Annotated in this window: 16 protein-coding genes and 1 pseudogene; 8 read left to right on the forward strand and 9 right to left on the reverse strand. The window is 52.7% G+C overall.

Annotation, left to right across the window (positions count from 1 at the left end):
• The first annotated feature begins 73 nt into the window (after positions 1 to 73).
• Both GVL50_RS11435 and GVL50_RS11440 read left to right on the forward strand, forming a co-directional pair.
• Positions 74 to 442 (forward strand): sporulation protein, encoded by a 369-nt coding sequence (locus tag GVL50_RS11435; protein ID WP_053118968.1) that lies wholly within the window; start codon positions 74 to 76, stop codon positions 440 to 442.
• Positions 443 to 528: 86 nt separating this feature from the next.
• On the forward strand, positions 529 to 1,428 hold the full coding sequence (locus GVL50_RS11440; RefSeq protein ID WP_159812998.1) for a siderophore-interacting protein: 900 nt from the start codon (positions 529 to 531) through the stop codon (positions 1,426 to 1,428).
• Between the two features lie 54 nt (positions 1,429 to 1,482).
• Here the strand turns inward: GVL50_RS11440 and GVL50_RS11445 are convergent.
• Together GVL50_RS11445 and GVL50_RS11450 are read right to left on the reverse strand one after the other, a co-directional pair.
• Positions 1,483 to 1,809 (reverse strand): annotated as a pseudogene (locus tag GVL50_RS11445) (endonuclease); the annotation flags it as partial.
• Between the two features lie 189 nt (positions 1,810 to 1,998).
• Entirely contained in the window at positions 1,999 to 3,276 is a 1,278-nt protein-coding gene (locus tag GVL50_RS11450; protein WP_159813000.1) for an RES family NAD+ phosphorylase, read from the reverse strand.
• Between the two features lie 921 nt (positions 3,277 to 4,197).
• On the opposite strand from GVL50_RS11450, the gene GVL50_RS29015 reads away from it, so the two are divergent.
• The 3 genes from GVL50_RS29015 to GVL50_RS11465 are packed head-to-tail and all read left to right on the forward strand — an operon-like array spanning position 4,198 to position 6,288.
• Positions 4,198 to 4,632 (forward strand): hypothetical protein, encoded by a 435-nt coding sequence (locus GVL50_RS29015; RefSeq protein ID WP_256671853.1) that lies wholly within the window; start codon positions 4,198 to 4,200, stop codon positions 4,630 to 4,632.
• Between the two features lie 35 nt (positions 4,633 to 4,667).
• Positions 4,668 to 5,633 (forward strand): hypothetical protein, encoded by a 966-nt coding sequence (locus GVL50_RS11460; protein WP_159813002.1) that lies wholly within the window; start codon positions 4,668 to 4,670, stop codon positions 5,631 to 5,633.
• Positions 5,614 to 6,288: a hypothetical protein gene (locus tag GVL50_RS11465; protein ID WP_159813004.1), complete on the forward strand. Its 675-nt coding sequence runs from the start codon at positions 5,614 to 5,616 to the stop codon at positions 6,286 to 6,288. Before GVL50_RS11460 ends, GVL50_RS11465 begins: the two co-directional genes overlap by 20 nt.
• Positions 6,289 to 6,450: 162 nt before the next feature.
• On the opposite strand, the gene GVL50_RS11470 is transcribed toward GVL50_RS11465, so the two are convergent.
• The 5 genes from GVL50_RS11470 to GVL50_RS11490 all read right to left on the reverse strand — a co-directional run bounded on the left by GVL50_RS11470 (position 6,451) and on the right by GVL50_RS11490 (position 15,640).
• Entirely contained in the window at positions 6,451 to 7,482 is a 1,032-nt protein-coding gene (locus GVL50_RS11470; RefSeq protein ID WP_159813006.1) for an AAA family ATPase, read from the reverse strand.
• A complete protein-coding gene (locus GVL50_RS11475; RefSeq protein WP_159813008.1) occupies positions 7,467 to 9,035 on the reverse strand; it encodes an ATP-dependent endonuclease in 1,569 nt (522 codons plus the stop codon). The genes GVL50_RS11470 and GVL50_RS11475 overlap by 16 nt, the downstream gene beginning before the upstream one ends.
• A gap of 146 nt (positions 9,036 to 9,181) precedes the next feature.
• Positions 9,182 to 11,548 carry an RNaseH domain-containing protein gene (locus GVL50_RS11480; protein ID WP_159813010.1) on the reverse strand — a complete coding sequence of 789 codons (2,367 nt, stop codon included), beginning with the start codon at positions 11,546 to 11,548 and terminating at the stop codon, positions 9,182 to 9,184.
• On the reverse strand, positions 11,548 to 14,619 hold the full coding sequence (locus tag GVL50_RS11485) for a hypothetical protein (protein ID WP_159813012.1): 3,072 nt from the start codon (positions 14,617 to 14,619) through the stop codon (positions 11,548 to 11,550). The genes GVL50_RS11480 and GVL50_RS11485 overlap by 1 nt, the downstream gene beginning before the upstream one ends.
• Positions 14,603 to 15,640 carry a hypothetical protein gene (locus GVL50_RS11490; protein ID WP_159813014.1) on the reverse strand — a complete coding sequence of 346 codons (1,038 nt, stop codon included), beginning with the start codon at positions 15,638 to 15,640 and terminating at the stop codon, positions 14,603 to 14,605. The genes GVL50_RS11485 and GVL50_RS11490 overlap by 17 nt, the downstream gene beginning before the upstream one ends.
• A 707-nt stretch (positions 15,641 to 16,347) precedes the next feature.
• Here GVL50_RS11490 and GVL50_RS11495 point away from each other — a divergent pair.
• Positions 16,348 to 17,202 carry a hypothetical protein gene (locus GVL50_RS11495; protein ID WP_159813016.1) on the forward strand — a complete coding sequence of 285 codons (855 nt, stop codon included), beginning with the start codon at positions 16,348 to 16,350 and terminating at the stop codon, positions 17,200 to 17,202.
• Between the two features lie 166 nt (positions 17,203 to 17,368).
• On the opposite strand, the gene GVL50_RS11500 is transcribed toward GVL50_RS11495, so the two are convergent.
• A complete protein-coding gene (locus tag GVL50_RS11500) occupies positions 17,369 to 18,127 on the reverse strand; it encodes a hypothetical protein (protein ID WP_159813018.1) in 759 nt (252 codons plus the stop codon).
• A gap of 539 nt (positions 18,128 to 18,666) precedes the next feature.
• Complete coding sequence (locus GVL50_RS11505) at positions 18,667 to 19,122, reverse strand: helix-turn-helix domain-containing protein (protein ID WP_159813020.1); 456 nt, start codon at positions 19,120 to 19,122, stop codon at positions 18,667 to 18,669.
• Positions 19,123 to 19,296: 174 nt separating this feature from the next.
• Between GVL50_RS11505 and GVL50_RS11510 the strand changes: the two genes are divergently transcribed.
• Positions 19,297 to 20,028, forward strand: coding sequence for a metallophosphoesterase family protein (locus GVL50_RS11510; RefSeq protein WP_159813026.1), 732 nt, complete (start codon positions 19,297 to 19,299; stop codon positions 20,026 to 20,028).
• Positions 20,029 to 20,156: 128 nt separating this feature from the next.
• Positions 20,157 to 20,465, forward strand: coding sequence for a hypothetical protein (locus tag GVL50_RS11515; RefSeq protein ID WP_256671854.1), 309 nt, complete (start codon positions 20,157 to 20,159; stop codon positions 20,463 to 20,465).
• Positions 20,466 to 20,646 lie beyond the last annotated feature (181 nt).

A 20,646-nucleotide genomic window follows, 5' to 3' on the forward strand; every position in this document is an offset into this window, starting at 1 on the left:
GCCCATTTTGCGGGGCTCGCGAAGTATTTTTGAATGTTAAGATCGCGCCTTTGAGAATTTCGAGGAAAGCGTTGTGCGCAAATTGGTCTGGATGGTCGCGGCACTGGTATTGGCCGGGTGTGGTGAAGGCAAAAACGTTGAGGCACCGAAACCACAAACGGCAGCAGTGACGGCGCCAGCAGCGGCGGCTGCACCGCAATGGGATCTCGAAGTGCGCGGCGAAACCCCGCAGGCTGTCAGCGACCTGAGCGGCTGGTTGATCGAGCACGCTTTTATCCCGACGGTGATCAAAGACAGCAGCGGCAAACCGCGCATTCTGATCGGCCCGTTCAATTCGCAAGCCGACGCCGAAGCGCGAAAAGTAGAAGTGGATGCGGCATTGGTAAAAGCCAAGAAACAAAATATTGAATCGGTGGTGATCGAGCACCCGATCACGCCGTAAGCCTGCCTTTCAGCGGAGCGACCTAAAGGTCATCGGATCTGACTCGTCTTATACGAACCAGTCACGATTTCCCAAAGGAGCTCCGCATGGCCTCCAATCCCTACAAGCTGTTCGATGTCACTCTCCAGCGCAAAACCCAGCTGAGCCCGCACATGATGCGGATCACCCTGGTTCATCCCTCGGTCAACGACATGGCCACCTGGGCGCCGGATCAACGGGTGAAACTATTTTTCCCTGCGGCCGACGGTTCGCCGGCCAGACTGGCTCAAGGTGAAGGCTGGTACGCGCGCTTCAAGGCAATGATTGCTGATCGACGTCCGGCGATGCGCACCTACACCATTCGCCATTTGCGCGCCGAACAAGGCGAAGTGGATATCGATTTCGTCCTGCACGGCGAAACCGGCCCGGCCTCGCGTTGGGCACTTCGTGCGCAACCGGGGGATTCGATGCAGATCCTTGCGCCCGACCGGCGCTTCTCGGCCAATGACGCCGGAGGCTTCGAATGGAAGCCGCCGCAAGTCCTCAATCAGGTTCTGCTGGTCGCCGACGGCACCGCATTGCCGGCTGCCATGGGCATTCTTGATGTGTTGGCCGCGAAAGCCGCTCCGCCCCAGACTCAAGCGTTCTTTGAAGTCGACAGCGCTCAGGACATGCTGCCAGTTCCCGATTGGCCGGGGCTGACCGTGGAGTGGCTGATCCGCGAGAAAACCACCGCTGGTACATTGATGGTTGAGGCGGTGCAAAAAGCCGTTCCACCCATCCACACCTCATCCATGGGTCGGACTGTCGAACTCGCCGACGTCGATATCGACAAAGAAATACTCTGGGAAATCGCCGAAACCGCCGCCGAAGGTTTCTACGGCTGGATCGCTGGAGAAAGCGCGGCAGTGATGAGCTTGCGCAGGTACCTGATCAAAGACTGTGGCATCCCGCGCGAGTCGCTCAATCTGATGGGTTACTGGCGCTACAACAAGGCCGGCAGCTAGCCACAAAAAAGGCCTCGAACATCACGTTCGAGGCCTTTCTTTTTGCGCGTTCGATCAACCGCAGGCTTTCATATTCACCGGGCCGACAAACTCATTGCCGCGTCCCATCACGCACGCCACGCTTTGATTGCGTTGACGCTCCCAGTCTTGCACCGGGTAAGTCTTGTCCCACGCTTCATACAATTGCCGATCCTGTTTCGAAATGCGTAAGCCGTATTGCTTGCTCATGTAGAAATAGGTGCGGGCGATCATGCCGCGAATCGATGGGCGGGGCATGACCTTCTTTGCTTTGAAATCGACCTGGGTCAGGCACGAACCGTATTGACCGGATTGCACCGGCAGCCAGCCGTAGCTGAAGTTGCTGCGGTCACCGTTGACCTCGTTATCTGTTATGGCATTTTGTTGACAAAAAACCTAGGCAACAAAATAATTCAATTTCGTCAATAACTTAAATGGCGATATCTCAAGCCTATACCTCTTCTTTACCCTGTCAACGTTGACCAAGTGTCGCTGGTCGGAAGCCGACCAACGGTTATTCGGTCGTCGTCACGCTAGGCAAAAACGTTAGTCTCAGCGCAACCCGAGGCGGTTGCGAGCCAAATCACTTAGGAATAGATCCTCACTGTATTTGTACTCACGCGCCTGAGTAATGATTGCCGTGATCTTGTGGTATCGCAGTGAGTCGGGTATGCAACAGAGTCTCGCGGCTGGCTCGAACGGTTGTGCCGCCTTCACCTTTGTGGCTTCACCTTCATCCTCCTCAAGAGGAAAGTTTCGTCCGCTCACGATGCTGGCTTCCGGAAACAAAACGACATTTGTGCCTGTCTCGCCGGTTTGCACGGAAGGGAAGACTAGGCCATCGACTTCGCGACCGAAGCGAAGTCTCAGGTACTCGAACACAACCTGACTCGATAAATAACTGAGCTCGTCACCAGGCCCCTTAGGCTTGGACATCTTTTTTACCAGGGAGCTAATGAACGTCTTAAGGTGCATCGCTTCTAGATAGCCCTTATCCAGAATGCTGAGGTGAGGAGCATCAACGCGGTCAAGCTTAGTCAAGTCGAGCAAACTGAGTTGCTCGATGGGCGTCATTGCAATGCTTACAACGTTATCCCCGGTGATGGCACGGATCTCGCTCAAACATGTTTCGCGCTCAAGGGCACAATAGATTGTCGATATCCCATTGGGTGTCATTCGTTGACTGCTGGCCCTGTCTTTAGGGGGAGGGCCAAGCTCGCTCGCAGGCGCTTTAATTATTTTCATAACCTGCTCGCGTGTTGACGCTGAACGGGCACGGTAAAGCGGTTCTCCGCGAGTAATTGTTCGAACGCACTCAGGTTTGAGTGCGCCGTCCTGACTGCAAAGGATGTCAAAAACCGAGTCTAGGAATTTCCCTGCGCTAGCATTGAAGAATCGATGTGTGTGCCTGATCTCTTGGATGAACCTGTTCCATTTGTCCTCAAAAAAATTTCTCTCCAATTCCCCCTCATCGGCAAAATAATGACGATCCATATCTCGATCGTTGATCGTGAAAACCTTAGGCGCATAGTCATACAGATCGTCGAAAAATAGCTCTTCCCCCAGTTCGGCCCATTCAGAAAGGACTACGTCGAGATAGGCAATCGGAATCTCATCTGACCCACCCTCGAACAGCATCCAGTACTCATATTGGGAAAGATCGTCTTCCGTAGCGGTGTTATGAGCGACACGATCCAGGATTTCTTGAAAGAACTGCTCTTTCTCCAAAGCAGTACCTTCATTTCCACAGTAGTGGCAGACACCGTCCTCACCAGTATCGTGGATGAGGTTTTTCAGCGTCTGGTGGGTAACGCAATCGGAACAAATCATTTCTTCTCCAAAGCTACATTAGCTGTTGCCCATCATGAGGCTGAGAAGGCCGGCAATCGGCGCTCCCGACCGACCCCACGGCTGGATCGCCAAGGATGCAGTGGCGGTGATGAGACTGCGTAAATACTTGATCAAGGAGCGCGACATGCACGGTAGTCACTCAACTTGATGGTCTACAGGGGTAACAAAACTGGAGGTTGAAACGAAAAAAGGCATTGGAGTATTAAGCACGAGGCCATTGTATTGTCAGCGAGCGTCTAACCGATGGCTTTTTATGTCGATCTGTCCGATAACTCGTTGCCGTGCCCTATGAATGGGCAATGATGGCCCCCTTGATTCAGTACTTCCAGATAGTCTTTCTACTTCACAATTTTTGGAATGGATTCGATGCGTTCTCTCCCTCTCGCTTTCGGGATTGTTCTATTCACCCTATGTGCCACAACCGTAGAAGCTAAGACAATCACCAAGAACCAGGCTGAAATGTGTCATTGGGGGGCGCAGATCGCCAGAAGTGCCCAACAATCGAAGCTCTCCGGCAAAACGCTTTTTAGCACGCGCAGACATTTCCAGCAGAGTAACTATTCGCAGCCGTGGATGAAGAAGATGGCTATTGGAATCACTGAGCAGACTTTCTCCAGTCGAAGCAGGGTGAGCCCCAAAACAGTAGAGCAGACCTATTACCAAGGCTGCACACGCCATGAGTTGGCACGTAAATGATGAGAGGCCGGCCGGAGGCATCGATCACCGGCTGTCTTGAACCTCGCTAACCGCTGCCACTTGGTCAAGCTACCAATTTGCCCAGAGTACGAACATCGATTTAAGTCGTGGCTCAGAGCGGAAGGTTAGCCCTCTTTAGTGGCCTAATGGTATCGTCTTTGATCGAGCCGAATCCGTCGGCCATGAATGAAAGGAGGTTTGTTGATGGGTTCGATGCAAAACAATCTTGCGGTATCTCCATATCTGACTAAGGCAGCCACTGCGCGAACAGGGGATGACAAGATCCCAGGCTACTACTCCAATGAATTGGATATGTGGGTTGTGGACACAGCTGAAGGCCCCAAGCCAATCATTGCTGAGGGTGCTCTAAGCGAGCTGCTTACCAAGACGAAGGTCAATGCAGAGCAGGATGATGAAGCGATGTGGATGTTGGAGATGATGACAAAGACGGCTCATAATATCGAACAAGACGATGATCGTCCTTGGGAGCAAAGTCATCTTCTTCAGTTAATGACCAAGACGGACACTATTTCTGAGCGAGATGACAATTGTGAGGCTAATCATCTGCTTGAGTTGATGACCAAAACTGAAGCACAGCAAGAGCGTGACGACAACGGTAATCCAGTGTTTGGATTCTAGACCCGCTTCGCTAAGAATTGATTGAAGGGGTGGTTATGCTGTTGTTGGTAACGAATCGTCGCGATATCACGATGGACTACGTAGTAGCAGAGCTGCTGCGACGAAAAATAGCGTATTTCCGGTTGAACACAGAGCAGCTCCCTGAAGCGCTTTGCTCAATCGCTGGTTACCCTCGTTCCGCATGGTCGGTTTCCTTGGGGGACAGGTCAATTCGAGGTGATCAAATCACTGCGGCCTACTTCCGCCGTCCTGGGGCACCTGTCCTCGCCGCCGGTTTTACTGATGCAGGGGAGCAGGCTTATATCGAAGCAGAGTGGGGCAGCTTTCTAAAAAGCTTATACAGCCGGTTAGATGGAAAATGGCTCAACTCTCCCACGAACATCTTCTTGGCTGAAGACAAGCCCCTGCAATTGGTGTTTGCCCATGAGGAAGGCTTCAACTTACCCGCGACCGTAATCACGAATGATATCAAGTCAGTTCGACGGATAGCAGAGGATGGGCCTGCAATCGGGAAGCCTCTTCGCCAAGCGGTTCTTGCTGGTGAGAATGAACGGGTGATTTTCACCTCTCGCTTAGACAGAATCGAAGACGACCAAAGTCAGTCAATCGCACTCGCACCGTTCATTGCACAGACCGAGATCGTGAAAAAGTATGACGTCAGGGTGACGGTCGTAGGTGAAAGGGTTTTTGCGACTGCAATTTGGTCACAGGGTCACCCTGAAACTGAAGTTGATTGGCGGCAGGGCAGCCGTCCAGATTTGAAGCACGAAACTCTGAAGCTTCCTAGCGAGGTTGAAGAGCAATGTCGCTGTCTTCTGAAGCGTCTTAATTTGCGCTTTGGCGCCATTGACCTCGTGTGCGATCGCGAAGACAAGCTGTGGTTCTTGGAAATAAATCCTAACGGTCAATGGGCATGGATTGAGAATATGACTGGTTATCCCATTGCCTCAGCTATCGTGGATGAACTTCTAAGGACTGGTCATGATCAAGTTCAGGCGTGAATTGGTTTGGCCTGTTCTTGAGCCTCTGACACTTGAGCAGGAACACGAAGACAGTCAACGAACTGAGCGCATCAAGTCATCCATCATCAAGGGCGACTGGTCGAAAAGCGGTGAGGTTGCACTAGAGGAAGCTAGGCGCCTTTTTGATGCTGAGGTTGACAGGCGAAAAGGAGCCGACGCTAAAGCTGGGATCTATCTCGCAGCGATCACGGCGTTGATACCTGTACTTGTCTCGTTGTTGCCAAATTTGTGGAGTGACAAGATCAACAAGGGGCTTGGCTTTATTTCACTGATCATATTCGCGGGAGCGGTGACCTATCTGTTGACTGCCGGGGCATGGGCATTCAGAACGCTGAAGGTGGCTGGTTTTGCTCTGGTAGGGCCAAGCGAAATTGCTGACAGTTGGAATAAGTCTTCTCCACCGGCGCAGCTCGCAAAACATTTAGCTCGTGCAACCCTATACAACTATCCGCTGGGCAACAAAAAGGTCGACGGGATCAAAATGACCCACGAGTATTTGCTTCGTGCTTTTCTCAGTTTCACGTTGTTGATGGTCATTCAGATAACGTGGCCGGTGGGCGCATGGATGGTTGAGACGGTTGGAAAGCTGCTAGAGCCAAAGATCACTGTTCCACTGATCATGTGCTTCTCATAGGCGGGTGTCACAGCAGGCGGTGTGTGGAGAAAGCTCAAGGCATGGTTGGGGATTTGAGCGTCACCCCAAGCGACTAGTATTACCCGTTGCAAGATACGTTGTGTCAGTCTCTGACAGCGCTGGTTGGCTCAATGGACATGAGCCAAGACCAGCGGATTGGGGTTATTGCTTGAATGGCTTGAACAGCTTTTGGGGCACAAAGAAAATCCCGCCATTGGCCCGTGAACAAGCAACGTAAAGCTTGTTCCTGGTCTGGGGTTTCGTTTCGTGTAACTTGCCTTTGAGATATTGTCCCCACAATTCAGTGCCCATGACGATGCACACGTCGTTGTAGTTATCCATGCCTTTGCTCGCGCCCCAGTTCTGCGAGTAACAGCCGTACTTGTAGTGCTCCTGTAAAAAGAGCTTAACGATTGCTGGATCAGCATGAATCGCGTGCGCTGTCGCTTTGTCCTCCACGGCAACGACTTCGCTGATTCGATCTTCGTGCGCACCGATGTCGATGCGCAGGTAGGTGGTGATGAAGTCACATACTGTTTTCCCGCAACGCCAGCTTCGGCTCAAGGTTTCCTTGTCTATCTTTAGCCCCGCCGCGCGAAATCTTTTTTCATACTTGACCAAATCATTGTGAAGGCTTCTGTTGATCAGGGCATCCCTGCTGGTATCGAACGTGTGCTGATAGAAGTCGCCGACCAACAGGATGTTCACCTCGGCCTTGCAAATCGCAGTCAAGAGGTTGAAGTCGTTCCCGGCGAAGTCTTGGACTTCATCGACGTACAGGCTGTCGTAAAAGCGTTCAATTCGAGCGATGACATCCGGTATGGCCTCCATCTGCTCAATGAGTTTCGCTAGCCGGTTGTGATAAAGCCTACCCGTGGAGTCTTTGTAATGTTTGATATCCGAGCGCTTGAGTCTTCCCGAAAAATCGGGTGGACGCCTGAAATTGAGCCCCCTGGTGGCCAACTGCATTTGCATCAGTGGCCGATAGCAAAACCCATGCAGAAACGAGAAATATGTCATCAGCGTAATGTTGGATGGAATCAGCCCGAATTTCTGGATGATCTTGTTGCGTAGGTGCCGATGATTGTTGTCTGTGTAGGTTATGATCAGGGCACGCTTTTCCAGGCTAAGGCGGTCAATGAGCAGGGTTGTCTTGCCTGAGCCGGCGACTGCAAAAATCACGCTCTTATCCATTTGATCGCCTCCTGGATATATTTCGGAGCGACCAAGTCGGCGGATTTTTTCATCAGCAGCTCAAAGGCCGCATCCGCCTTGTTCTTCAGCATGTATTCCTGAACGGTTAGCGTCTTGCGGCCGGCGGCAAACAAGTCATCACAGGTGGCCTTGTTATCCTGGTAAAAGCCGATCTCGAAGGTCGACCGGGTGATGTCTTCATCAGCAAAGATTTTCGCATGATCGGAGAGACAGCCTTTGTAGTTTTCAACGCAGTTTTGCTGGTAGTCGCCGTCGTTGTCGCGAACAGCCGCCACCTTGATGCCCAGTAGCTTGGCCAGTTCCAAGTAGCGCTTGAAGCTCGTCCCACCGATCGAAATGATATGCACTTCATCAGCTTGCGGCGTTGCACCGCCTGAATGCCGTTTGTACAACTCATCGACCAGGATGAATTCCGCGTCACCTTCCACTAGGACGACCTTCTTGGAAAGTGCAAACTCAAGAACGTTATTGTCGGGCGCTTTCATGAAAAAATTGGCGGTGTCTTCGGTCAGATCTTTCAGCTGGCCTGATTTCTGACCTGTACCCAACAGCAGTGCATGACGAAGGTCGAGTCGAGAGCTGATGTGACTGCTGTGGGTGGCGATAAACAGCTGCGTCCCTTCTGTATGAGCGAGTCGTTCAACGAGCCGTTTCATATTGGTATGGCTCAGATGGTTCTCAGGCTCTTCAAGCAGCAAGACATGCAGGCCGCCTTGAGCTTCGTGCTTGCGCAGCGCGAACTCGGTCTTGATGAAGCACTGTTCACCTTTGCCCCGATTCTCGATGGCGATTCCTTCCTTGGTAATAATTAGATCGGTTTCGAGGTTCGAGCGCGTGCTGGTTCTGAGGCCAAATTGGTAGGGGTCAAGCTTCTCGTTCAACGCGGCTAGATTTATGTTACGAAAACCTTCTTTGCCCCTCCGGTACAGGTTTTCGAGTCGATACCGGTCAGGCACTTCAGCATTGAAGCTGAACACAGTGCGAGTGTATTCACGCGCTGCGTATTCACTGTCGATGCTGGAGCTGTCGAGCAGCAGGTGCTTCACGGGACGTCGATAACTCACATGAGGTGCTGCTGCAAACGTCCAGAATTTTACGGCGTAGTATTCATAGGGAAAGTTTTCTGGATCGTCTTTAAGCAGCTGGACGATGGTGGGGCCGAACTCTCCAATCAGAGGGACGATTTCCATACGCAGTCCGTCTGTCTCTATGCCGAGCAAGTTCTGAGTTCCGTAAAAGCCCTGATCTTCACCTTCCTCAAGGAACACGTCCACGATGACGCTCGGCAGCAGATCGATTGTCTTTGGCCCGTTCAGAAAGTTGCTAACTGCCGCGCGGTTGAGCAGTGCTTCATGTCCGATTGTTTCGACACGGCTGCGGCTTGCACTCAAAGTGAGATCTAGCGCGAGCAGCACACTGCTTTTCCCCGTCTCATTGTCCCCGATGATCACATTGGTGCCGGGATCAAAACTGAGCGTCAGGTCACTGAAGCTTTTGAAATTTTTGAGCACCACTTTTTTGATAGTTGGCATTATCGTTCCTTCTTAGCCCTGTGGATTTAAGTCCGATCTGATACACGCAGGAATACATTTTTCTGCCCATTTGGCCCCATAGGCCTCGGGCCTTCAATCCTTGATGCCATCAAAAAAAGTCAAAAACAAACAACAAGAGCTCCAAATCAGCTCCCCCGATTGGCCTCTGCCTTCCTATGCATTTCCAGGATCGGATGGTCTCCTGCGATCTGTGCGCCCAAGTGCATTAGCCCGGGCAGACGCAGGTGGCCATCCCAGAAGGGCGCGTTCCTGCAGAGCAAAGCAACTTGCTCCGCCGTGGCAGTGGTCGAGGCAAAAGTACCTGGGTCAATAATGGTGATTTCCGTGACACCCAACTGCTGCCAAGGATCTCGTAAGTCTCGATCCGAAACGTCGTACCGGGTGTTGTGACGCTGTGATCGAACGGTGCCGAACTGCTTGGACGGTGAAATGAAGTAGTAAACGTCCGGATTTTCGCAGGACTGGAACACGCCAACTTTGGTGCCAATGTAGTGAGGCGTGTAGGGAGAGAACGTTTGGTTGCCGCTGACTTGTGCGACATCCTCGTCTGCTCGGATCCGGACAATCGCCGCGCCTTGTGGCACGGGAGGAAGGCCCTGGCCAGGGCTGTCTTTGAGTCCACCGTAAAACGTGCGCAAATTGCTATCCAGGCAAACAATCAATGGGCCGTCAGCGGTGCTTGTTGGAACCAGAAATGATTGGGTGACCAATTTCCTCAGCGTGTCCGGCGTGAGTAATGAAGTCGTAGCATGGATAGCCGTCAGGCCATCTGTATAACTGAACCACTTACCTACGAAGTCAGAACCGGGGTCGAACCAGAATACTTCAGGGCTGCGAGAGCCCAAGGTAGCTCGGGTGATGATGGGGAGTAATGTCGACCACCCCTTATCTTGAAACCGATCAACTATTATAGAAAGCACCGTGGTGTTTTCGGGCATCGCTTTGATTCTTGGGGTGGGGGCCGGGAGATAGCCGCTCAAGCGGATCGCTTCGATGAGCGAGTTGAGGGCCTTGAAGTCCCTGGCATCCTGGGTCTTCAGCTTTTTCTTTGGCTCATCGGTAGGGTCGGTGTGCATGATGAATTGGGTGGCAATCCCATGCTCTGCCAAGACGCGGCGAATCAAGTGTTTGGGATCTTTTTCCGGTGCCAATGCGGCGGCAGCCGAACTGGTTTCGATGATCGCTACCTGAGTCGGTTGCTGCTTGGCAGCGGGAATTACATGACTCAACAGCCACTCTTTGAGCACATGACTCAACAGCCACTCTTTGAGCACATGACTGTCATGTTCTCCCGCGAGCATGCGCTGTGCGTCTGGAACATCCAGTCGCGTCAGCGTTATCAAAGGCGGTGTCACCTTGCGAAAGAACTGACTGTCCACCGCTAACGATCGGCTAGCCGCGTGCAAGCGCAGCATCAATTCGGAATGTGCCGCGAGCACCATCACAGCCAGGTTCACCACTTCTCCTGTGGCTTCTGTTCTGACTTCTTTCATGCTGGCGACCGCTTTTTTTGCCAGTAGAGCAGAGGTGCCCGGCAGGCTGCGCAAGAGATGGAAACTGGCCTGATCGAGAAACTGCGGGCCGGGGCCGGAGGCGATCAAGGGTGTGGAAGGCGGCGTGGAGGGGATAGGCCGGACGTCGCTGTCGATGGGGATGTTGCCTTCGCTTATGTTTGGGAACGTAGGGACACCCATGAAAGTCAGCAGCTTTTCCACGGGGTGTTCGTAAAACGTCCTCCACTGATCATCGACGCGTCGAGTTTTTATCTTGGCCTTTACGATAAGGTCACCTACTTTGACCCAAGTGTGTTTTTTCTTGCCGGCCCAGCTAGGCATGATCTGACTCAGCTTCACTCGCAATTGCAGGTACGGCTTATCTCGGCCACGCAGCAAAATCAGTTTCGGCTCAATGGCGTGGAGTGCACTGGCGTATCGGACGTCGTTCTCTGAGACGATGGGGTCATCCCATGCGAGAAGCGTCGTGTCTGCCGACTGGTACAGTTTGATAGGCCGGCTGGCTTGCATTGGATTCTTGATGAGCGCTTGGCCAACCAGCCAAGGGATCACGGTATATGCCAAGGACGAGATGTCGCCAGGCATTACCAGGCCGCTCGCTGGCAGCGGTACAAGGCCTGTGACCACCAGCTTTCCTTCAAACCCTTCAAGCTGTTGGTTCCAGATCCTCAGCACATCCATCGACCAGAGATGCAGCGCCTCGTTGATCCTGTCTATAGGGACGGGATTGAGCAGAAGAATCGCCGAGACACCGCCGTCCTTTTGGGGGAACAAATTCACTTTGACGGGCCCACCGGACAGCACCGCGAGCATTTCTTCCAGCCCTGTTGTGGGCAGGCCCGGATGAGGCTTGGGCGTCAGTCCCTGGAGGGCCTGCCAAGCGTCAATGTAATGCGTGCCGACTTGAACGCGATACGCCTCGCCCAGTTGTGTAGGGTCAAATTTGAACAGGGTCGTGCGCAGTTCAAGCGTCTTCATCATGCTTCCTTTCTCGATTGAATAATGTACTGCTGAACAGCCGTCGCGATGCCGGCGTGGTGAAGTTCGAACTGTCCCCAGTCACCGTCATGCTTAAGCCGCGCAACGCTGTCTGCGAGCATCTGTGGCCATGTTGTCCGTCCTGCCAGGAAGGCGGCGTCTGCGAAGTAGCAAGTGACGGGTGTACCGCCCCGACGTCCTCGACCGATGAGTTGAGTCAGGCTCACTAGGATGTTCATGATGGTGTAGTGACGAATGTTGTGCGGCTGCTGGGTAAACGCCGGAGGTGAGGTGCGGATGCGCTGCAACAAATCGTTCGAAAGGTTGCGCTCCTGCATCATCACTTCGCCTGGACTGATGCGTGGCAAGACGGTATTGGCGGTTTCGTAGCAGATATGGGCGAGGTTGTTATTGGGGCTGTCCGAGGACGGCAGCGGGCGAACACAAATCACGACGCCGCCGATGGCTGAGAGCCCATCGGCGTTGACGATATTGTGGCCTCGCGCCATAGGCCCCAAGGCGCTGACCAGTACAGTCTTGTCCTTGTGTTTTCCCGACGTAAACTCGGCGAGATCGTCATAGATGAGCGTGTGCTGGCTGGTAAGTGATGAAGGTTTGTATTCCCTTCTTCTCCCTCGCACCCAGCCTACTGACTGTCCAGGGCCTCCTGGCATATTGGCCAGCGTCATGGCGAGGGCTTCGGCATCTGAATCGCTGTTGGTGACCAGCAGGAGTCGGGCTCTGTCCTGAGTGACGGGATCTTGGCTGAGGCTTTCGAGCCGTGTTTGCACCCATGGCCAGATTTCCTTTGCGAGCTTCGTCACGCGGTATTTGCGCTCGAAATAGGGCGCACCTGATATGGCGGTGGTCAGATTCACATCCTTGAAGGTGACTTGGCCTTTGGCATCCGGAACGTCGATCAGATCCAGTGCCTTCAAGTCGAACGAACTGGCACCTGGGAAGTAAGCCGTGGCGGAGAAGCCAATGAACAATCGTTTTACGCCGGCATAACCCAGCGCGCTCACATCAGGCAGAGAGAGAAGGGTGCCGTGCGGATCGCCTCGCATGGCCACGACATTCAGGGTCGATTCGTCCTCGCTACTGTCTTTGCGTTTGAAACCAAAAACAGCGCGCTGCAGTGGGCCGTTCGGACTGGGGCTCAGCGGCTCTGGGCCGGTGATGCTTCGCCGGACTTCATACGCAAAGGGGATTTCTGCGTTGACGAAAGCCGGGAGTTCCACTTGCAGATTGCGAAGGTGTGTCTCGATGATGAACAGCGTGCCTCTCAGGATGAGCGATGCTTTGAGGCGTATACGCTCGTGCTCCTTGAGCGGCACCGGCAACTGGCCGTCGGCAGAGAGTGAAGTGATGAGATGACCGAGTTCGGTGGCGAGCGTTTCAAGCCTATGTTCACCATCGTTGGTGCGCCAATTGGCCAGGTTGCGGCTCAGGGATTCAAGGTAGGGCGGCAAACTTCCTACATTGTTGCTGAAGAGGTGCTCCAGTGTTTCGCGTTCGATTCCAAGGGCACTCATGATGAAGCTGTCATTGGCTTCGGGCCAAGTGGTTTCCTTGATTGGCCACTCGAAATAGCGTTCTTGCTGAAGGTTCATCAACTGACTGACGCTGAGCGTGCAATAGGTCAGCGCCCAGTTGACTCGGAAAAAACTACTTCGATCGATCCCCGAAATTTTGGGTCGACTGACAACATTATTAAACAGGCGTAGCAGCGGGCTGTTGTCACCTAGGTTACCTAGCTGGAGCTCGATCACACTGCTGTCGATGGCCGTTTTAAGCAGGGCATCAATCTCATCCACCAGAAAGACCGGGGAGGTTCGCAGCAGGATTTCGATCAGGCTTCGCGGGCCTGGAAACTGTTCAGCGTCGGACAGGGGAATGCGTGTGGTACCCGACAGCAGCGCATGGTGGTTGATGACCACGATGTTCGCCTCGATGGCTTGCGACAGCATCCGGGTTTGACCGCATTGAAACAGGAATGGGCAATGCTTCAGTCGCTTTGAAGATTCGCTCTCATCGTTCTTGATCGTCGACACCTGAACGTTGAAGCAAGGCTCAGTGCCAGGCTCTATGGCCTTGAGATCGCCCGAGTAGGCATTGAGCAAACAGGCGTAATCGTAAGGGTGGTCAACACTGCGTTGTGCGAAATGCATTTCTGCTCTTTCGTGAATACGAGTCGCGGAATGCAGCGGTGCGACCGTTAGATCCTTGGCAGTAACCGCTACTGACTGTTTGAGCGCCTGCACGGTGTTGGCCAGTTCGACCAAGGTCGGTACGGCAATAACGACTTTGTGTCCACGGCGAGCAGCGTCAATGGCCATTATGAGCATGACGACACTTTTGCCGGTGCCCGTTGGAGCATTGACCCGATAGAAACTGCCGGAGTTGGCCGCGCGCGTGGCTTGCTCACCCCAGATGTTCTTCAGGGACGTGGCGTGCTGGCTGTGAAGGCTGGATTCCAAGTCCAGCTGCTGGGCTAGGCGTTCAAGCGCCTCGTAGTCCCAGCTTATTTCGGGGACAGCTGAGGAGGGGGCAATGTTGATGTGCTGGATGCGCGTCGCCAACACGGCTCGTTCGGCCTCAGGGATCTGGAAAACTCTGATCTGATCGCCGGTGATGTGCTTGAGCACCACGTCTCCCGTTTCCGGAAGCTGGGCCGTGACGCTGGCCGGGCGCCCATTTCTCAACGCCTCAAAGTTTTCCCGGATCAGTTGGTCAACATCCAAGCTGGGTGATACGCGATACCTGTCGCGCTCATTCAACTCAAGGCCGAGTTTCGTGCTATCGACCAGTTCGAATGGGCTCATTTCGCTCTTGATGATGGCCTCGGCACTCATCATAAATCGCTTGGGCTGCGCGAGCATGGATGGCCTGAGCCGCAAACCCTGGGCGATCAGTGATTGCTGCAACTCTGGCAGTGACTCCCAGGCGCTCCATTTGCGCGTGCGTCCTGCGATGATCGCAGTGGCATCAGCCAACATGGGTTCGGTGGATACATGGCGTGCGGCGAGCGCGAGAAACAAGATGGTGGCGTAGTCAGAAAGGGGCCGCATGTTTTTGTGCCTCCCGTACGCATTGGCTCTGGGTAAATACCCGTACACCCGCAGGGCACCGCTCTCTGAGCAATGGGATATTTTTCTTCTGGTAATCGGGTATCACGATCCAGCGGGACACCTGGTCTGGAATCCTTTCGATGTGCTTGGCGAGCTCGTGGGGTGACACCCAGACTTTTGCATCAATATCCTGGATCGAGCCGCCCAACTGGATACGCAGATCCGTTCGATCGACGTCGGGCCACAGCAGCGCCTCAAATCCTTTTTCCGTGAGTTTTCCCGCCAGTGCCAATTCCAGCAATCCGGGCTGCAACGTGAACTTCCAAAGCGCGGGCTTGAGCATCAAGCGGTCTTTTGGAGGCTCGCCTTTCAGTGAGCTGTTATTGATGCGATTGACGAGCTGTGTGCCCTTGAGCTGAAAGACGCTTTTCTTTTCCCGGCACCACGCGGAGTCGCAGTTAACCTCGTGCCGCTGCGCATTCATGGGCCATCGGCAGATGGGGCAGAGGTAGATCAGCCCGTTGTGTTGCAGCTGCGGTGGGATGGGCTCGTAGAAATCGGAAAGCGACAAGTTCAGTGGTACGAAAACGTCACGAGCCTGAGAGGGCTCGATGACGGCATGCTCGATCAAAAACAGACGAAAGTTGCGGTAAAGCGTCTCACCATCCGAGCGAAGGCGGCAAGCCTGCTTTACTCGGTTGACGCACGCTTGGATCACCTCCCAGAGCTGCCTGACATTAAGCTCCAGTATCATTTCGTTGCATGTCTGCGTCGCCATGTTGGTGGTCAGTAGCGGGCCTGAGTAATCACCCCTGATCTCCTCGGGCAGCCAACATTCAATCGGCGTGCTTAATTTCTGTTCCAGTACGAGGGCGGATATCGGTGGCCCGGATGGCTCAAGTCTCCAAAGCAGGGCGCCGGCCTGGCGCAGAACGGGTAACGCATGGGCGCGGTCAGAACTACAGAGCGTGGCTGCGTGGGCGAGTAGTCTTAGCAAGTGCTCAGCATTTTGCTTTTCCATGTCACGACCTCACGATGATCCTTGAGGATGCCTACACGGCCTCAAGCCTCTTGCAGGCAGCAATTGGAGCTAAACGCGATCACACTGACTTGTGCGTAAATTCATGTTTGGTGATTCTAGCTCCCAAACAGACAGGAGGTGTCGTCTATTGTGGCTATGGGCCATTATTTTTGAAGTGGTTCCGCATCGTCTGCAAATCCCTCAGCCGTTTGCATCGGTTTTTGACCAGCCGGCTTTTTCACCATCCAGACTTTTAGCCGAGAAGGCAATCAAAGGAACCGAAAAAAATAGGGCGAGCCCTTACTACGCAATACGCTCAAGTGGTATGCCAATGTCGACAACATTAATCCTTGCATATTAAATTTGGCGATCCAAGTATTTGAGCGCATAGACAGCTTAGACATCGCTTTAGACACTCATCCATATTCGTAGATAAAAAAGTTAAGAGTTCGAAAATAACCAAAGATACAGAAACATCGTAAACTGATATATCGCTTTCCTAGTTGGTGGCGTTGAATATGTTTTGCAAACGGCATTTTCCAATGTTGTCCAGCCTGTTTTCTGCAAGGGAACAACTGGTTATGGGGCGGTTTGTACTATCTGACGTCGATTCACAGCGTTTGCCTAACAACGGGTTAAAGTCATTCGCTTCGTTCACTCATGTCCGGTTATAGTTGATCCCTTAACCAAACCTTAGAGTGCATTGGATGTCGCCTCCCACTAAAACTCCTCTTCGCAACGTGCATCTGCGGGCATTGGCTAGCGTCAACGACCAGATGTGTCTCATCCTTTTCATGCACGAAGATGTTGCAGCACGGTGGCGGGAGCTTGCGACGCGTCTTCCTGCGGCGTTCACGAGCGCGGTGTTCCCTGAGAATGAGTTTGCCGACCGAATACATGTGCCGATGACGCGCCTCGTGGCGTTTCGTGAGGCACAGCTTAATGCGTCGCTGGGGGTCAGCTTCGCCTTTGCAGTGGAGCAGCTCCTTATCTTCATCGAAGCGGCCTTGCGACACTGGGGCGAAATAGCTGGAGTTCCAATAGCTGTAGCTGATCCCATTGATGAAAGCCTGAGCAAGGCTTTTGCCACCTGTGAGACTGTACCGATAGAGCCGTCATTGCTCAAAACGGTGAAGTACCTAAGGCTAAGGCGCAACCACATAATTCACGGGAGCACCGAGTTATCGACTGAGTATTCGAAGCTCTTAAAGCACGACGCGCCAAGACTTCAGAGATTCTGGGAGGCACGTTCATCCATTCCCGGTCTCGTTTTCTCGGAAAAACATCCCACAGCATTCTCCCCAGACGAGGCGATTACGTTGGTCAAGCTTGTCCGAGTTTGCTTGGAGGAGATCGACGGTGGCGTTGCGGCTCAGTTGCTACCGAGTCGGATCTTTCAATCAATAAATACGGGACTATTGAAGATCCGGCCGGAACTGCGGCAGCGTAACGCCGTTGTCGTCAGCCGAAGAATCCGCAAGATCAAAACAAACGCAGAGCGGATGTATGGTCTGCGCGCGCAAGCCTCGGAGGTTGCAAGCGCCGTCGGTGAGTCAATCTAGCCTGTCGGTTAACGCCGAAGTCCTTGCAGACAGCATTCGTCGTTCTATGGTCTGCCGTTGTTACCTAACGTTATTGACCGCGTCAGCCGAAAGATGCCGCCCTCGAACGACGGGTTCGGCCAATAACAGTCACTCGCGTCCGGTAACTATCACCTCAATCATGCCGCTAATAGCAACCAAGTTGGCTATGTTCTAACTCTGATGGTTCTTTTGAAAGCATTTCGATTAGTGGTGCATATTTTTCTTTTATTAGTGGGAGCGATACCCGGCTTGCCATTGTTTGTAATTTCAGCACTAACAGCTTTCTTTCTTCGTCTGTGGCACCCATTTTATAAGGATCTAAAACAATGTAACCGTCAACATCTTTCCTAAAGTTAGTAATTAGGTGCTCCGTAATGCCAGTTGAATAGTTGCTGGCGAGATCAGAAAGAAGTTTATTTAATTTCGACGATACAAGAACCCTCGAAACCCTTGCTATTTCTGATTCAAGACGATATGCATTTATAAATGCCGGCCCTACTAATTCGTTTTTGTCCCAATAAATATCGCCAAAATCAATAGCTCCTCGTAGTGTGTAGCCCAGCTCTATTGCTGTGCGCCAAACTTCTCGTACATTTGCCAACAATGCCTCCAGGCCTAATACCATATCACCAATAATCAGCTTGTTTTCGAGTCCAAACGCTATTGTGATGCTATCGGACACTGTATTAACTCGGCACACATAGCTACGGACAGATGAGTTCAATTCTGGCTCAATTTCATCAGCGTGCAGCACTGGCAGTGCTGATTTTATAGCTAATAGCTTATCCAATGGATTTGACTCAGATGCACTCCAGTTCGAAAGGATATCCTGAGAAAACCCAAGTATGTCCAGAAAGCAGACATAACCAATCCCTTTGAAATGCTTTACGTTACCTAGCTGCATTTTCTTCCTTAGATATAAATTCTGGTTAAGGAACGGGCCTTAGCCCGTCTGAGTGAGCGACTTGTGGACAAAAAAGATAAATCGACGAGGCTTTCCCCAAGGTTACGAAGTCGTCGGCAGTGTGTCTATGGCGGTTATGAATTAGACGCTTCCCTCCAGGGGGGAGGTTGGACGATTCCTGCCGGTCATGTCCCCGAAGTATCCTGGTCGAATCCGATGCAAATGACGTGTCAGTTCGAATGCATATAGATGGTTAGGTCAGTGCAATTACCCGCAATTGAGCACGACCTATGGCGATACCTGCCGGCCTGTTTGACGTCGTTGGTACGTGTAGTTGTAAGTTTGTTTGAGCGCGCTCGGCATGAGCTGAGTACCTTGGAGTGACTGACACAATCGAAAGGGCGAAATGAAAAACCGCATCTCACACTTGGTGGCAGTGATCGCCACGTCTGGGGCCACCGCTAGGTCGAACGAGCAGGAAGGTGTGATGTGTTAACTGAGGGTAAAAATTCGGGGACTATTCAATATTTACGACTACCTCAACCCGAACGATGCCAATGGCGCCGAACCGTCGATTCCGCCATCTCCAGTTCCCGTGCGATATCCGCTTGCGAGAAGCCTTTTTCCTTCAACGTTTGGACTTTCTCGCGGGTTTTTGCCGCTGCAGCGACACCCGGATGCGGTTTTGCCTCGACCTCTAATGGAATCGCGACCTTTAGTAGCGAGATTGCCTGAAGATCTTTTTTGGCGAGCTCCAGGACTTCGCTGGCCGTCAGCTCATCTTGCGCCGCGCACACCAGGGCCATCAGTGCGACGGGGTTTAACTCCATCACTCTGGCAAGCTCGATGATGGCTTCAAGGCTGGGCGAGGTTTTCCCATTTTCTATTTGGCTGACGTGTGACTGAGTGATATTCCCACTCAAAGCTTCCTGCGTGAGGCCTCTCTTTTTTCTCAAGACCTTTAGCGCTGCGGCGAATGCGGTGCGCACAGACATTTTTCCGTTCCGTTAAAACAGAGTTGTATGCCCCGTTTGCCATCCGCCACTCAAATCTATATATTTATATTGGTGGCGGTATCGGTTCGGTGTGTCCGTTGATGGCTCGCGAAATCCGACCGTTCCTCTGGGTTCGCTCTTTCAATTTAGCTGTAAATCGAGATCAGGCCATTGATCAAGTTTCAGGTGCTTTCAGACCTTCACAACGAATTTTCGCCCTATCAGCTCACGGCCAATGCCTTTGACCTGGTGATATTGGCTGGGGACATTGATGTAAAAGCCAAGGGCGTGACATGGGCGAATGAAGCCTTCGAGTGCCCTGTCATCTACATTTGCGGGAATCACGAGTTTTACGGCGGCCACATCGATCACACGCTACGCAAGATGAAGGAAGCCGCCTTACCGCACGTCCACGTCCTGGAAAACGAGACCTTTATTTGGAATCAAACACGGTTCCTCTGCGCCACTGGATGGACTGATTTTTCCGCTACTGGCGATGTAGGGGCAGCATCGCGAACTGCATGGGAGCGGATGAATGATTTCCGGGTTATCCGTACAGGCGATAACTATCGGCGGTTACGTCCCACCGATGTGATTGTTCGTAACCACGCCACGTACGATTGGCTTACGGAGGAGCTGGACAAACATTTTGACGGAAGAACAATTGTGGTGACGCATCACTCACCTGTTCCTGAGGCCGCAGGTGGAAAATATGCTGGTCATCTCGTCGCGGCGTACACGAACCGGTGGCACGCTCTAGTTGAAAAAACAGATCTCTGGATTTTTGGTCATACACACCGCGCAGTTGACATCACGCTGGGGGGCTGTCGTGTGGTCTCAAACCCCAGAGGTTACCCACGAGAACAAACGGGCTTTGATTCTGGCTTTTTGATTGAGCTTGCTTGAAGTCGCGCACACCCATGGGTGCAGTTGGGATTAGTACAGTTATATGTCGATAGTTGAAGGGGGCTGAAAGATGTGTGGAGTAGACAGCGAAAAGCATTCCTCGGCTGACCATGCAGGCGTGCCGTTTGATGACTGAGCGACAGCGTGCCCTATCCATTCCGCCGGCTGTCGCCATGGCAATGGAGATGGATTTCGGCGTGCCCATCACCGCGTTTTTGTTCGCGGCCGTCGACAGCCCTCCGATACTAATGGGGACAGTTTATGGCGATAAAACGGGGCGTTTTCGCGAAGGCGCCAGCATCCGCACTTCTAGGATAACGAACGTCAGCTTCATCGACGGTTATTCATTATTTCAGACCGTCGGAGGCAGCCTATACGTCGTGGTGAGTTGGGCGATTGGCGGCGGCAATATTTACATGAACCGCATTTATCACTGAGTGATCTGCGGTTACGGCTACGTGGCGCTAAGAAGGCTGTCGGGCTATCCAAGATGTTGGCGCTGATTGAAAACTGACCCACCCTGCCGATTGAAAATTGACCCAGGGCGGATTGCTGATTTTTGTCCCAGCAATTGTGGATAAGCTTAGCAGTCGTGTTCCGCTTGAAGGCTCATCAAGC

Origin of the sequence: Pseudomonas sp. 18058 (genome assembly GCF_902706155.1) — a bacterium.
GTDB lineage: Bacteria > Pseudomonadota > Gammaproteobacteria > Pseudomonadales > Pseudomonadaceae > Aquipseudomonas > Aquipseudomonas rustica.